Annotated in this window: 2 protein-coding genes; one reads left to right on the top strand and one right to left on the bottom strand. The window is 66.6% G+C overall.

What is annotated here, in order from left to right:
* A partial coding sequence (locus tag AB0H42_RS27600; RefSeq protein ID WP_357061141.1) for a hypothetical protein occupies window positions 1-330 on the bottom strand: 330 nt, incomplete at its 3' end.
* A 126-nt stretch (window positions 331-456) separates the two neighbouring features.
* Here AB0H42_RS27600 and AB0H42_RS27605 point away from each other — a divergent pair.
* On the top strand, window positions 457-16,314 hold the full coding sequence (locus AB0H42_RS27605) for a LuxR C-terminal-related transcriptional regulator (protein WP_357061143.1): 15,858 nt from the start codon (window positions 457-459) through the stop codon (window positions 16,312-16,314).
* Window positions 16,315-16,318: the final 4 nt, after the last annotated feature.

A 16,318-nucleotide genomic window follows, 5' to 3' on the forward strand; every position in this document is an offset into this window, starting at 1 on the left:
GCACTCGTCACCGGCCTCACCACCGGTCTCGCCGAGTTCGTTGATGCCGACGGAGCTCTCGAGGAGCGCCTGGATCGTGAAATCGACAGCCTGCTCGATCCTGAAAACCCGCGGCACAGTTCGGTATTCGTCGTCGAGCACGACGGCATAGCGCACGCGTTCTATGTCACCCAGCTCGACGGTGCCCTCTTTGTCTACGACACCAACGTCCCGCGTATCGCCGACCCCGATCTGGGCGGCAAACCCCTCGCCCGCATGCGCGACCGGGACACCTGGCGACAATTCTTCCGGCAGTCGTTTACCCGGGTGGATCGCGCATTCTTCGCCCACTTCGAAAGCGCAGCCGGTGTTCTCACACCGCTTCCACACGAGCCCGGCGCCGCACTCGACGGCACGAATGCGCCGGTCCGCGGACGACCGAACGACCGGGATCCCGGCGTAACGAGCCGGGAATGGGTGGATCCGGCGGACGGCGATTTCGACAGCATCGGCAGCAGGCCATCGGAGGAAGCGGCACGTCGAGCGTCACCGAACAACGATCCGTCGGCCGCCGCGGTTCCGGTCGCCCATATTCGACCACGCCTCGCGGAACTGCAGGCGGCCGAGCAGGCGAATACGCCCGCGACCGAGCGGACCCGGCAGTTGACCGAATTCGCGAACGCGGTCGAGGAGATGGAGGACGCCGCCGCCGCGATGGCGCGCACCCGCGCCGATATCGAGTCCGAAACCCGCTGGCAATCCGCACTTTCCACCGTCAGCTCGATTGCGGCCACGGTGGAGGCCGCGGCTCGCGACACCGCCCGCCACGACGAAGCAGTCCGCATGCTCGCCCGTCTCGGCGGCGCGGCCGTCGGTCAGGTGCACCTGGTGTACGCCGCTTTGTCCGAGCACATGCGGGACGCGGGCCAATATGTGGACGAGGTCGACGACACCGACGAACACGAATTCGAGCGGTCGGCCCGGCAGTACGAATCGCTGGTGAAACAGATCGATTGGCTCGATGCGCTGATCACCGTGCTGGAGCACTCGTCACCGAAGGACCACTCCCAGCAACACCGAACGCTGATCGACACCATCCCCCACGACCCGGACCCACGCGCCCTCGATCCGTCACCCCTGCAATCCTGGCTGATGCGGGAGGCGATCGGTAGCGCAGACCGCTCGACCGAGCTGGAACAGCGGGCCGCAGCCGCCCAACAACGCAATCGAGCCGCCGTAGCCGCTGTCGGTGAACTCGACCGGCTTCTGATCCCCACCGATCCTCGCGGGCCGGTCGACGCGGAACAACCCACCACCGTGACGGATGCGCACACGTCGTCCGTCACCGCCTCGGCGGAGTCGACGCCCACCGCCGATCCGGCCGCGACGCCCCAGCGCACCGATGGTCGCGCCCACCGAGAGTTGGATCTGGGGCATGCCGCCGGTGTCACCGATATCGGCGGCAAATCGGCAGATCAACGTCACCGGCGTAATCAGGATGCCTTCGCCATCGCGACCGCGACCGTCTCGGGTGAGCGGATGACCCTCGCGATCGTGGCCGATGGTGTCTCCCATTCGATAGGCGCGGAACTCGCGGCACAGGTGGGATCGGAGGCGGCGGCCGAGGTGCTGGCGCGGCTTGCGGCGGCGGCCGAAGCGGGCGCCGGATGGGATCCGGTCGCAGTGGTCACCGAGGCGTTCGAGGCCGCCCAGCAGGCGGTGCTGGATCTGATCGCCACCGAAGAGTTCGCCGAGACCAGCGACGTGGACTCCCCCAAAGCGACCATCGTGGCGGTGCTGGTTACCCCTACCCAGCTCATCACCGACTCGCGCGGCGACGCCCGGGCGATGTGGATCAGCCTGGACGACAGCGCATCCCGGGAGCTCACCGAGCCAGACACCTATGTCCGGCAGTACATGGAGATGTTCGGCATCACCGAACGCGAAGCCATGGGCCGGCCCGAGGCCGACAAACCACTCACCGGTCTCGGTAAGGGCTGGCAGCGGGAGTGGCAACCATCGCAGCCGCAGGTATTCGAACCCACCGGTCCAGGAATCGTGGGCCTGTTCACCGACGGACCGATCAAACATCTCGCCGGCAGTCCGTCGAATCCCCGCACCACCGCCGAATCGGTCGCCGAAACAGTCGCCCGGCATTTCACTCGGTCCGGCACACTGCTCGGCGCCGCCCAGGCCTTCATCCAAGGTGCGATCGCCGCGAAGCAGACCAACGACAATCTCACCGCAGTCCTGCTCGAGGGACCCGCCGACGCGATCGGCGCGCGACCGGACCGGACCACCGGGCGGATCGGTGCGCGGCCGAGTAGAACGGAATACGACGGCGCAGAAATTTCCAGACAATACCATCCTGAAGTCGATGAATTCTGGAAGAGAAGACGGGTTGAGGTCATTGTTCTCGACGAGGACGACGATGGCTCATTCATCGGAACGGACAAAAAGAAATTAACAACCGGACGCGGACAGCATTGTTTCCTCATACTACGCAGCGGTAAAATTGTCACCACGAAGGACGGCAGCGCCGAACATCCAATTCTTCTGCACTCTTACATATCAACCCATGCCGATGAAAACGAAAAGCGAATACATCAGAGAATCGAAGGGCCGAGCATCGTCGCAGGTGGTGGATACTGGCGCCTAGTCGACGGAAGGCCGGAAATAATCGGATTCTTCAGCGGCATGTTCCTTGCCCATGCGACCAAGACTCCGAGATTCTGGGCCCAATCGCGACACCGCCTGAGTCAGAACTTCGATTTGTCGAATATATTGATCGAGTTCGACAATGGACATATCGGGGGCGCGTGGCAAAATACGCCCGAGAACACGGAAGAGAACTCTGTAGAAACATTTATCAGAGCCTCCGGCACCGCCCTGGATCTGCCCGCGCTCGAAAAAAAGGTAGCGCAGCACCTTCGAGGCGGCAATGAAGAATTCTGGTTCGAGGTCGAAACCGTCGAATTTCCGCCCGAGGGCGGAATGTCTATCGACGCGATCATCCATCCCGTTCTCGGCGAACCAGCGGAGGTGACGATCGAGATCGGGCTGGGCGGCAGACCCGCGGCCGCCCATTATGGTCGGTTCGATCCCGGCCCTGAACCCGCGCGGACCATCCCGGCATTTCGTGCCGTGCACGACGTACTCACCCAGTGGATCAGCGCATCAGGGATCGCCTGGTCCGATGACGTCTCATTCGCAGCGGACCGGATCACCGGCGATAGCGACAACATCGCGGCACCGATTCCCATTGCGCGGCAGCAACGCGCCGGTGGATCACCGGCGCCCAGCCTTCCGGCAGAGGTTCGCACATGTTTGCCGTGGGTTGTCGACATCCTGCAGCGCAACGGCCTGCCCGTGCTGCCCGTCACCGGGCGCCGGGCCGTCCACTTCCAGACCGCCACCGGCTCCGGGCTGCAACATCAGCCGATCACCACTCGTGACCGGTCCGACGACCCGATGTGGAAGGCCGTCGACGACCTGCGCACCAAACCGGTCGGCACCTATGCCGTCGCAGTCGTCGGCCGCGGCGAGCGCGCGCACGCGTACATCATCACCCGCCGAACCAACCCGGAAACCGGACTCACCACCACCTACGTCCATGACCAGCTCACCGGCGGCGACCCCCGCCCCTACCTCGACTGGAAAGCCACCTATACCGAGCCCGAGCACACCTACATCGCCTACTTCGAGCCCACCGGCAGTGGCACTCTCGAAGCCCGGACCACGCCCGGCCAATCCCAAGTCGCCCCTTCCTTCGAAGGAATCGACATCACCGGGGCGCCGGGACGAAACCCGGACGGTCGTTCGCTGCTGCGGCGGATCCGCGAACGCCAGGCCGCGCAGACCGAGGAGCAGAAGAATCTCACGAAATTCGCGCTCTGGTCGGGTGTCGCGGGCGCGGGAAACGCCGGAGCAGCGACGTATCTGATCAACGCCGTCCAGCAGACGACCGGTTCGGTCGATATGACCGCGATGGCCAATGCGCTGATGAGCTCCGCGGCCTTGGCGGCAACACTGCCGGGAGGCATGCTGGTCGACCGGAACGCCCGCCGGTGGATGATGCGGGCGGGGCTGCTCGGCTCGGTGGCCGCCGGCGGCGCGGCCTTGTATGCCGGGCTCGGCCTGCCCGGCACCGTCGAGGCACTCATCGGCGCGGGGACCGTCATGGCGGCCACCGGCGCGGTGTACAACGCCGGAGTCCAGGTTTACGGTCCTTCGCTCATCAGCACGCCGGAGGGACGCAAAGCCGCCGACACCCTCATGATGATCGACCGCCATTCCAGCGGTTTGCTCGGCCGATTCACCTGGCCGGTCATGGCGAACATTACCGCTGCCATGCCGTTGTGGGCTAGCGCGGCAACGGGTTTGGCGAATTGGCGGGCAATGCGCGGCTTGCCCGATACGAGCTCGGAGAAGGAAGAACAACCCTCGATGCGCGAGGTGGCGCGCACGATGCGGAACGACCGATACATGCGCTACTACCAGGGCCTGCTCATTCCCTGGGGCGTCGGCGCCAGTGCTATCTGGGTGCAGCTGGCAGCGTTGATGGACGAGGCGAACTATTCGCCGCAGAGCATCGGAATGGTGGCGGCCAGCGCAGGTATCGGGACGTTGTTCGGCGCGGCGCTGAAGGCGTGGAAATCCTTCCGGGAATGGATCAAAGACCGAACCCTGGGACTCACCTTCGGTAGCTGGATGATACAGGCGGGCACCCTGGCGGCCACCGACAATCAGTGGGTCATCGCCGGTGCCGTGGCGGCGACCGGCGCCACGGTCATGCTCAACAATATCGATTTCGCCTACTACCTGCGTAATCTCACCGGCGCCGGCCTCGGGCAGGGATGGTCGATCACCAACACGGTCAATCAGGTCAGTGCCATCGCCGGCTCCGGACTGGTGATCCCGGCCGTAGCGACCTTCGGCCGCACCGGTGCCGGCCTGGCCACCGCCGGGATGTTTGCCGGCGCCACCGCCGCCGCGCTCGCATTGGAAAACGGTGTCCGTCGCCAGTGGTGGGAGGAACTGCGCGACGACTGCCTCGACCGGACCGCCCGAATCCTGTACGGGCTGGGTAAGGACGACGCCACCGCGCCCCGCGGCAGGAAACGAGACTACAAAGCCCTCGAGAAGTACACCAAGGGCACACTCGTCGAATACCACCTCCCGACCGATGCCGCCGACGGAACAACGGACCCGCGGACCCCGCACACCCCCGGAGTGTTCGGACCGCTCATCGACCAGGTCAAGAATGCCGAGGAGACCGAGGTCGACACGATGGACGTCCTGGTCGACAACGGTGGCAACACCATGCATGTCTTCACGATCGTCAATACCGGCCCCGGCCAGGCCATCATCTTCGACACCAACATCAAGCACGCCGAGGCGAAACCATCCGGCGAGGCCGAGGCGAAACCATCCGGCGAGAAAGAACTCCATATTCCCCGGGTGATCGACGCCGACGAATTCACCCACCCGTACGAAACAATCCGCCGAATCCACACCGCCCGATACCGCAGAACCGAGGACGGCGCTCTCGAAGACATCAACAAGGACCTGACCCACCGAGATCGCGGCAATCCACCCCGCAAGAAGAGGATCGCCGGCCCCCCGGAGCCCAACGAAAGGCGCACCGCGCCGGAAACGTCCATTGCGGCCGAACAGCGCGGCGGCAGCGACACATCAGAGGCCGACAGCCTCTTACACCGCGCTCGAGGCAACGATGAAGCGGCATTCGAGCAACTGCGCGGGAAGTACGGACGCGCCGTGTTCGCGAAAGTGCTCGCCGATCTCGGAGTTCCGGCCACCGCCGTCACACCCGAGCTACGGCCGTTGGTGCGCGTAGCGCAGGGACTCAACCGCTTGGCGTTCGACATCGCCGACCAGTACCGGTGGCGGGTTCAGGATGCCGCCCCGCTCGAATGGTTGCACGGCATCGCGAGCAATCTGGTGACCGGCTGGCTCGCAATGAGTGCTACGCAACGCGGCCACGCTGCCGAGGCCCTTGCCGCGGCGCAGCACGGAGGCAACCTCACGGTGGTGCAGCGCGGTGCGCTCGACCGGCTACTCGAGGCCGGCCGGCGCGAGTTCGAGGCCGAGGGCAAACACCCCAGCGGTATCGACACGACCGCTCCTCCCGACAGCGGGGTGACCAATCGCCAGTTCATGGTGCTCCAGCTGATCGCCGCGGGTATGACGTCCCGCCAAATCGGTACGGAACTGGGGCTTTCGCCGGGTACCGTCGGGATCTACCGCACCGAGCTACACCGCAGGTTCGGCGCGCGCAACGGGGCGGAACTGGTGTATCTCGCGCTCAGCGCCGGAGTGCTCGCCAGTACTGTCCCGGTCGGCGACCGATCGCCTGCCACCGCGATGCTCGACCCGACGAGCCGCGAGCTTCAGTTGCTGATCCGGATCGCGAACGGCGACACCAGCCACGACATCGCGCAGGACCTCGACATCACCGCGGCGGCAGTGGACGAGCAGGTGACCGATCTCCGCCGCCGGTTCGATGTACCCAACCGGCCCGCGATCGTGCTGGCCGCCGTGCGCGCGGGACACGTCGAGCTCGCCCCTCCGGACGTCGAGGGTAGCGCCGTCCCGTACCTGAGCCCCCGCGAAATCGATCTGATCACCCGAGTCGCGAACGGTGAGACCACCAAGGACATCGCGGGGGCGCTCGGACCGTCGCCCACCGTGGTGGACGAGTATCTGACGCGAATCGGCAACAAGTTGCGGGTGCACAACCGGGCGGCAATGGTGGCGGTCGCGCTGCGTAACGGCATGCTCCCCGATATCCACCCGATGAGCCGGGACCTTGCCGATCTCACCTCCGCCGAGGTCGACCTGCTCGACCGAGTCGCGAACGGACAAACGAACACCGATATCGCGAACGACCTCGAAACGACTTACGGCAGAGTGGATGTGGCTCTCGCCGGTATTCGGCAGAAGCTCGGCGTACGCAACCGGCAGGAGAGCGTGGCGATCGCCATTCGCACCGGCATCCTGCCCGGAATGCCGACCGCATCGCGAGCGACCGGCGATCCCGACAACACCACCACACCATCTCCCACCCGATCGCAGCCACGGACCGGTCGATCGCGCCACATCGGCGCCAGACCCACGCACAGCGGAATACCCGACGACGCGCAACCCGCCGACCAACGACCGGCCAGCACACCATGGTCGGGCAAAACCGTCACACAGGCCGATATGCCAGTATCCGACGGCCCCGACACGGGCGGACCGCCGCAGTCGCCCATCCATCCGGATTCCGACGACCTCATCGGCAGCGCGCCGACCAACGTCCCGCTGGACCCGTTCGACGCCGCACAGGTGGTGGAACTGGTCCTGAGCAGTTCGTCGGCACCGGCGCAGTGGCAGCCGGTAACCCAGGTGCACGATGACGAGTTGCTTGCCGCGGCCGCCGACACCGACATCGACCTCGCCGCGGTCCGGCGGAGATGGGAGATCATCGCGACCGACTATCCGCGCTCGGGTTGGCGCACCGGCGGCGGGCTGTTGTTCCGTGGCGACGAACGACCCCACACCGTTGCGTTGGCAGAGGGCTTCGTTCCGCTGCAGCAGCGCGACGGCAGGGTTGTCTACACAACGGTCCGTGTAAACCGGGCCGCCGACTATGGCGAATCGGTGAAGATGAACGACCGCACGTCGCGGTGGTCGGTCGTCCACCAGATTTTCGTCATAGATGCGCCCGGCGGGTTCGGGGTGGTCGACGAGCTCGACGGCGTCGTCGCCGTGCATTGGCCGGGGGGGCTCCGAAGCGAGCGGATCGTGGGTTGCTTCGAGATTCCTGCCGAGATATGGCAAGGGGATTTCGCAGCGCTCGCCGACGAGGTGCGGCAGTACTGGCGCCCCAACCCGAGATATCAGCCCCATGACGGCCCGATTGCCACCGAGGTGATGCCGACTGCGGCAGACTCTGTAGACGAGACCGAGACCGCGCGTATCCAGTTCGATTCCGATGAGAACACCGATCCACCCGCCCGGCGCGACCAGCCCCAAGGAAAGTCGATTCCCCAGCCCGCGCCAACGAGTCCGTCGGATCGCGGCAGGCAGGACGACAACCCCATCGGATCTCGACCCGGCCATGGTCCCGCGGAATCTCGGTGGGCCATCGGGTCCCATCAGGATTCGAGCCGAAATGCCGCTGATGAACCGCGATTGAGCGAGGACCACCTGCGGGTACTGCGGTGGATCACCGACGGGTGGGACAATGCGCGAATCACCGAGGCACTGGGTGGGCAGCAGGCATCGAAGTATGTCGGGGAGGTGGCCTCGGCGCTCGGCATCGCGAACAAGCGCTATCTGATCGCCGCCGAAGCCACCCGGCGCGGCTTGGTGCAGCCACAGTCGCCACTGGCCGACCTCGGCAAGCGGTTGACGCCACGCCAGATCGTCGTCCTCGCGCATTTGTCGCGCGGACGCACCAGGGGCGAAATCGCGACGATGTTCGGCCTCTCGCCCCGCACGGTCGATAAGCATGTCAACCGTGCGCTGCCCGATATCGGGTCGCCCACTCTGGTCACGGCCATGCCACGAATCGTGGGCGCGCTCGATTTGTTCGACGAGGAAGCTCTCGCCCGGCTCGCCGCATCGACATCCGACACGACCGCCGGACGCGGCGGCGACGCGACGCTCGCACAGCGCTTGTCCGTGACGGAGGCAGCGGTCCTGCGACAGGTGCGGCAAGGGCGAACCCATACCGAGATCGCCGCCGAAACCGGCATGTCCGCGCACGAGGTACGACGAGTACTGGCCGACGCGCGGCGCAAGGTCGGGGATTCCGACCGAAGCCGCCAGGCCGGACTGCATGCCGAGGAGCGTGCCCGTAAGAGCGAGAACGCCGCCGTAGCAGTTGCGCCGGACCCGAAGCGAACGGCGCGGACAGGCCAGCCGGCATCGACGGACCAGCGGGGCGAGGTGGCCGGCGCATCAAGGTCGACACCGTGGAGCGATCGCCCGTCCGGACCGCGCTCGGGTCGCACGGACGAGCAGGGCCCCGACGACGAGGGATTCTCAGAGTCTCCCGCCTCCGGCGACGCCGTCACCTCACTGTTTGGCAAGTCTGCCGTAACCATGACCGTGCCGCGGCGCGAGGTGTCGGCGAATTCCGCACGGGACCGGGTAACGGCCGCACTTCTCGAGATGCTCCGGGGCTGGACCCAGGATAGGGTCGATATGACCTCGGCGGCAGTGCATGACCTGCTACGCCGGGTGTTCGACCACCCACGCACCACGGCAGAATCGGCTGCGACCGTGACCCTGAAAGCGCAGGATGGCGCAGCGGCGGTCGAGGTTTCGAGCGAATACACCGACCGACCGCTGACATTCCGGCTGAGCCGGGACGACGTGTCGGGGACCGTCACCGCCGGATTGTCGGTGCCACTGGTGAGCCGTCCGGAAAAGGGCGGATTACCGTTCGCAGAGGTACACACTCTGGTCGGCCGGATAACGGGTCTCGCGTTCGAGTCGCAGCGCGAGATGATCCAGCGTGCGGTCGCGTACTTCGGTGAACGAAGCTTGGACAATGGATATGATCTGGATCCCGTCCGTCTGCCTTGGGTGGAGTTGACGGTCGAGGCCGGCGAATCGGGCAGGTCGTCGTTGCGGCTTGCCGTGGCCAACCGGTCCCAGCAGGACTCGGTGACGATCACCGCCACCCCCGCCGGTACCGGCGTCGTGATCTGGCGCTACCTCGACGACACCACCGAACCGCATCACCTCGACGACGCAGTGCGTTTCCTGGTCACCGAACAGTCCGGCGGGACCGAGCACGTGGCGGCCGCGGCGAGCGATATCGCCGTGCGAGTATACGGCGACCGCGCCGAGTCGCACGTGCACGGCAGGGGTATGGGGCTGGAGGTGCGGATCGAGCCGGACGGGCAGAACCTCGGAATCTCGGTGTGGCACCATGGCAGACATACCTCGGGAACGGTCCCGCTGCACCTGAATGAAACGTATGGTGCCGTTACCGATCTGGCCGGCCTCGGCGACCGGGTCGCGGAGTTGGCGACCACCTTGGGCTTGCCGGTAGACCCGCAGAAACCGGAATCCGTCCGGGCAGCGCTGGCGGCTGTGCGGCTGGACCGAACGTGGCGCGTCGAGCGCTTCCGGACTGCCGCGGAGCAATACCTCGACGGTATCGACGACCCCGCGCGTTGGGCATCGTTGCACATGCTGATCACCGAATACGGCGGAGCGGAGACACCCGGTGAGTTGGACGGCCTGGTGCGCTGGCTCAACCAAGAGTACGGGGATCCAGCACAGGTCGTGCCCGATGCCGAGGAGTTCGGTAAGCGGCTTCGGGTGGTCCTGGACTGGCCTTCGGAACTGCCGGACTCGGGCATGGACCTGCGGACCGTACTGTCGGCGATTTCGCGTTATCGAGCCGAGGACGACCTCGATCGCTACCCGCCGAGTATCGATCAGTTGCGTGAGTTCGCCGGGTGGAGCGCGACGCTGCACCGGGTAATGGATCTCACCGGCGCACCGGCGGACACGGCCAGAATGTTCATTCCGGCACTCTTCGAGGTGGAGCGTCTGGTCCGCGCACGTTACGATCTGGACGAGTCCGCTCGGGTCGACCCGGACCTGATTCGCGAATTCGCGCATATCACCATCGCTGCCCACCGCGGTGAATCGGTCGCCGACAGCTCACCGGACGAAGTCCGTAAATTGTTGGATGCGGCGCTGATCTTTCAGTTCTATGGGCTCGGCAGACGCTTGGACGCGCTGGACTCCGCAAGCCGCGGACACCTCGAACACACGGTGATGCTCGGCGAGATCGCGCTCCTGCAAGATCTGATTGTCAAGCAATGGCCGCAGGCAGAGGGGCGGTCCTTCCGATTTTTCGAATTCGTCACACGGCAATATGCGGAATCATGGGATCCTTACCACCTGGTACTGCGCTACCGGAGCGTCCACGACGAGGCACCGGACTATATCGTCGGCTCACTCGACGAGTTGGCAGAACGCCCCGCCGATCAGGCCGATCAGCAGGACGGCTTCGAAGCCGATAAGGAATGGGGCGCAGGCGAATATATTCTGCGCAACTATGTCGGGGAGTGGGTGGACGGTGTCTTCACACCTGCGAACCATGACCGACCGGGCACGCTCGTCCCGGCCCGGTTCCGCTACCGGATCTTCGGCCACGACCTCGCATTGATCGATGCCATCGTCCGGTTCCTGAAAGCCGAGGGGTTCGGTCCGGGACAGTTCGAGCACATCGGAAACATCGGGGGCGGCAACGCGCTCGGCTATACGCTGGCTCTCGCCCCCTTCGTCCGGAACAACGTCGAACAGCTCATCTACGAGGGCAACGCCGACGAATGGCTGTACGCCCAAGCGATGTACGGTCCCGGCCCGGGGATGCAGAAATATGTCGACGCTCAGGGCATCCCGCGAATGTTCAACACTCGCACGATCTGGCGGCAATGGGTACCCGCGAGCGCTGAGATCATGGCCCGCTACTACCCGGATCACGAATCCGCCGCAGCGGACGCCCGTTCGGACGAGCGAGCCGATGCCGTCATTTCCGACGTGTTGAGCGAGTCCATACCCACCAAGGGAAATGTCTTCGCGCTGCAGGACGGACGCTGGGCGGCGACCGAAATGACCTTTGTCCACGATTCGCTCAGCTGGGAACTCGATGTGGCGCTGGGAGCTTTCGAGCGTGCTCTGGCAGCGGCCGCCGAATGCTCGATCGTGGCTTTTGTGATGAACGACCAGGACGAGGCCGGTCCGGAAGGTAAAGGCAAGGGTTATTACGCGGGCGAGGAATTGTTCCCGAATACGGCCTACCTGCGGCAGCCGTATCTGACTATCCTGCGCCAGGACCCGCGGGTGAAGTCGATCCGAGTGCTCGAATCCCACGATTTTCCGGGCGGAGAGGAACAATTCTCTCCGGACGAGCACGGCCTCGCGGCGTGGGTGGTCACGTTCTATTCGCCGGAGGAGATGGTGAGCAAACGGTCGCTTCCCGCACGGCCGGCTGAGGCGTGGCATATACCGATCTCCGACGAGGTCGCCCCGGACGCGGCGGTTGCGGTGGTCAAGGATCTGGTACGCGACGTCATGATGGGTAGCTCCGCCGCCGACCTGGGCGCTGTGCAATCCACAGCCGAGGAACTGGCCGCCGAGGTGCTGCCGCGGTTGAGCGCACCGGCGGAATTCGTGGTCCTGGTCGACAGCGAGGGGGTGGTGCGGCTCGAGCTCGCCTACGCCGGGGGTGCTGTCGCAGCCGGTGGACTACAGGCCGAGCCGCTCGGCGATACGAGCAACTACGCACCGGCGATGCGTGGTGTGTTTCGGGCGGGCCTGGGGAACAGCGGCGGTAGTCCTCTTGGAATCACGGAGGAGCCGGCACCGCCGGCCGCCGATATCGTCGACCGGCCGGATACCGATGTGGACACCCGCCGAATCGGTGCGAGGCCACGGCCCGAGGCACCGGACTCCGGGTCGAACGATCGCGAGGCGCAATGGGGTCACAACCTCGCCGGAGAAGAGCTCGCCCAAGCGCGCGGCCGGATCGGCCCTATCCTTCCCGCGTTCGGATTCGACGACGGTGCCCCACACCAGCCGGAGCGGACGGTGCCGTTGGCCGGGGCGCAGTTCGCCGCCGATATCGCCCAGCGGCAGTTGCGTGAAGAGCGCGCCGAACCGGCCACCACCGGGCAGTCGGCGGACACGCCCGACAGGTTGCGGGATCTCGACGCGACCGATCAGCTCTACGCGCGGTTGGCCGATGCGCGCCGGGAGCACACCGCGGCGCTGCTGCGGTATGGGTACTGGGACACCCAGACCGTGGACCTGAGCGGATGGCGCGATCACGACATCGCGGAAAATGATTTGTTCTGGCTGTCCTACCGGCAGGCCGACCCCGGCGAACGCGCGCAGCAGCGGGAAGCGGCCCGGCAGTACCGGGACGCGCGCGATCGGTTGGCCGAGGCGGACCGCGAGCTGACGCGGCTGGTGGAGGCAGCGGGGATCGACCCGCGACAGGCCCATCTCGGACGGCACGGGAGCCTGATCGGAGCGCTGCAAACGTTTGCCGACCTGGTCGGTGCGGACTGGGTTCGCCGCCCCGACCACCCGGATTTCGGCGCCGCACCCGACGATCTGGCCGACAGTGTGCGCGCCCGGGTTCTGCGTTACCCGGGGCAGACGTACCTGGTCTGGGAGTTGCGTCGACTGGGCCCGGGCGCGGTCGTGCTGGTGTCGGATACGTCCCGCGGGGGCGCGGCGCGGTATGTGCTGTCGAATATCGACGGCACGATCGTGGAGATCGACCGCAGCACTGGAGTGCTGCGAGAATTCGCTCCGAAGGACAATTTCCGTTCGACGGTGGAGGGTGTCTTCTTCGGGCCGGACAAACGACCGGTACACCCTGTCGGCGGGGCCTGGGACCGCATTCCCCTGTTCGATCCGGGCACGGCGCGACAGCGCGGTGCGGAAGTCACTCGGTTGCACACCGCGACCGCCGCGCAGCAGCAGGACGGATTGTCCGAGCTCGCCGCCCGTCGGTCGTCGGTGATGCTGAAGCAATATGTCACCACCGCCGAATACCGGAAATTGGCGACAAGGCTCGGTGTGGACCCGGATACGCTGAGCCGGCAGCAACTGGACCGGATGGCGCAGACCCCGCCCCCGCCTGCGGAGAAGCCGAGTCGGTTCTACCTCCCGGCGCCGGCCCCGCTCGCCGAGCGGTTGCCGGAGTTGGTCCGGATCGCCGCCGAACTCGACCGGCTGGCCGGGCAGGTGCGGGAGCTGGACGAGCAGATCGCCACCGGGCTCGCGGGACGGCCGCAGTCCGAGCCCGGCCCGGCCGACCGAGCCCGGTTCCACGGCCCGGCGGTAGTGGCGCTGGCCATGGCGCTGACCGGCAACCCGGATATCCGTCCGCTCGGCGAGGACAGCGGCGGCCACGGCGCCCCGGAATTCGCGGTCGCCGCCGCCCTCGGTTCCGAACCGCGCACCTTCACCGGCGGCATCGAGCAGATATGCCGGGTGTTGGACGCGTTGGGTGACGGCGCGGTCGTCGTGCTGTCCGGTGCCGCCGGTGAGATCGGCGCGCTGGCCAATATCCGCGGTCGGATCGTGGCCGTCGGCCGCGACGGCGTTGTGCTGCAGGAGATGCAGCTCGCGATACCCGGCGCTATTTCGGAGGTGGCGGGTTTCGTCTTCACCGGGGCCGAAACCGCCGTACATCCGATGGCCGCGGACACACGCGCGCAGCTGACGGAGCTGGCCGCCCAGTACGCCACGGCATTGGGAGCCGGGGAGCCGGCGACAGTGGAGCGGGTCCGCCGGGCGGCCGACGTGTTGTGTTACGGCCCCGGCCGGAGTGAGCCCGTGCAGTATGGCACCGGCTACCGCCGGACCGACCGGTCGCCGTTCGGGAATCTCGACATCACGGTGCTACCGGAGCCGCTTGGACGGCTGTGGGAGCAGTTGCGCACTGTCGAGATCGACGGGCGCCGTGAGATGTCTTTCGACACCGTCGGTATGTCCTGGTCACAGATCGACGACCTGCGCGAACAGCTGCGGGCATGCGATCCGGCCTTGGCTCGTGCCGGCTGGAGCGGCTGGGGCCGGGCCGCACTCGCCGAGCTCGATCGAGACGTGGGCAAGGCAGTGGTGGTACGCGCCGACCTCGAAGTCGCACGACAGCGCCTGCAGTGGACCGAGCAGGGCTGGGTGGAAGTCACCGAACGGCCGGTCGCCGCCGAGGAGGCGGCCGAGGAGGCCGATATCGCCGACCGGACCGGCAGGCTGGAGCGTGAGCGCGACGAGCTGATGAGACGACACGGTCTGACACCCGGGGGAGCGCGGACCGAGCCGGGGAATACACCCGGCTCCCCAGAGGTGCTCGAGCAGTTCACGCGTCGACGGGAATTCATCGACGGACAACTCGACCGGCTGGCTGTCCGAGCGGGGACCGACCTGACGCGTCTGGACCAGGTGACGTTGCCCGAGGGCGAGGAACGGAAACGGCTCGAGCTCCGGCGCCATCAGGTCGAGCTGGCGCGGTTGGCGCAGATTCTGCGGCAACTGCGGGTGCTCCGCCACGAACCGGACCCGGTAGAGCCGATGCCGATGCCGCCGCGGCCGGCGCTGGGCGACAACGGCCCGGCTGTCGTGGACTTCGGGCTGGTACAGGAACGGATCCGGCGGCTGCTCGGGCAGGTCGGCGAAGCGAGTGACCACGCCCGCGTGCCGCCGGATTCGGCGACGCTGCGGGAGGCGCGCCGGGCAGTGGACGAGGAGTGGCGCGCCTTGGCCGCGGCGTGGGAAGTGGCTCCGGCGCAGTTGGTGGACCTGTCGGCGACCATCCTCGACGACCCGACCCGGCTCCCCGCCGACGATCCCATACGGCCGCTGGTCGAACGGCTGGGACCGGCGGATCGACAGCGCGCGGCGGATATCCGGAAGCGGGCCGAAGCAATCATCCGCCTCGACGCGGTGGTCGCCGAACTCCGCGACGCACAGCAGGTACTCGACGACGAAGCGACCCGCCGCCACCACGAGCATCGGTATCGCAGGTCCGAAGGGGGCACCTGGCTCACCGACCATGCCAAGCTGGTGCCGGCGGCCGAGCGCGGCAGGAAGCCCACGCTGCTCATCGTTGCCACGCAGGGCCGGCACGAGCGGGCTCGGCGTGAGCTGGTTGCCGAGCATGCGGAGTTCGCCGGCGCGTTGGCGCGCTCGTCGCCCTACAACGTCGCCTATATAACGGTCAGCCCGCGTGCGGACGGAGAAGTCGACTACCAGATCGAGAGCAAAGAGTACCGCCCGAGCAACGCCGAGATCGGCGCTCGGCTGATGATGGCGTACGCCGAGGCCTTGCTCGCGGGTCGGCCGGCGGGTCCGATCGGTTTCGACACCTGGATGGAATCGCTCGGCGGGTTCAGTTCCTCGACCACCTTCGAGGAACTGGAAGCGCGGATCGACATCACCGAGGATGTCGACGACACCAGCGCGCGTGCGGCCGTGATCCGGATGCTCACCGAGGAGCATCATCCGCGCGCCCGGTGGCGGGATACACCCCCGGACATTCCGGGCGCCACCACGTCGCACGAGATCGTGGTCGGCGGCGTAGTGATCCAGGTCCAGATGCGGGAGAATCATGAGGCGAACTGGTTGAACCGGTTCGAACTCGCTCATACCCATCGTGCCGCGGATACGGGCAACGTCGTGGCGTGGATGTTCGCGGGAGGTCTGCGGGCCCGCTCGGAGGAGGCGCTGGCCAAAAAGGTTGCCCGGGCGCTCGGGAACGGCCGGATCGATCCGGCGTTCACGTGAGGGC

The organism is Nocardia sp. NPDC050799 (genome assembly GCF_040654015.1).
In the GTDB taxonomy this organism is placed as follows: domain Bacteria; phylum Actinomycetota; class Actinomycetes; order Mycobacteriales; family Mycobacteriaceae; genus Nocardia.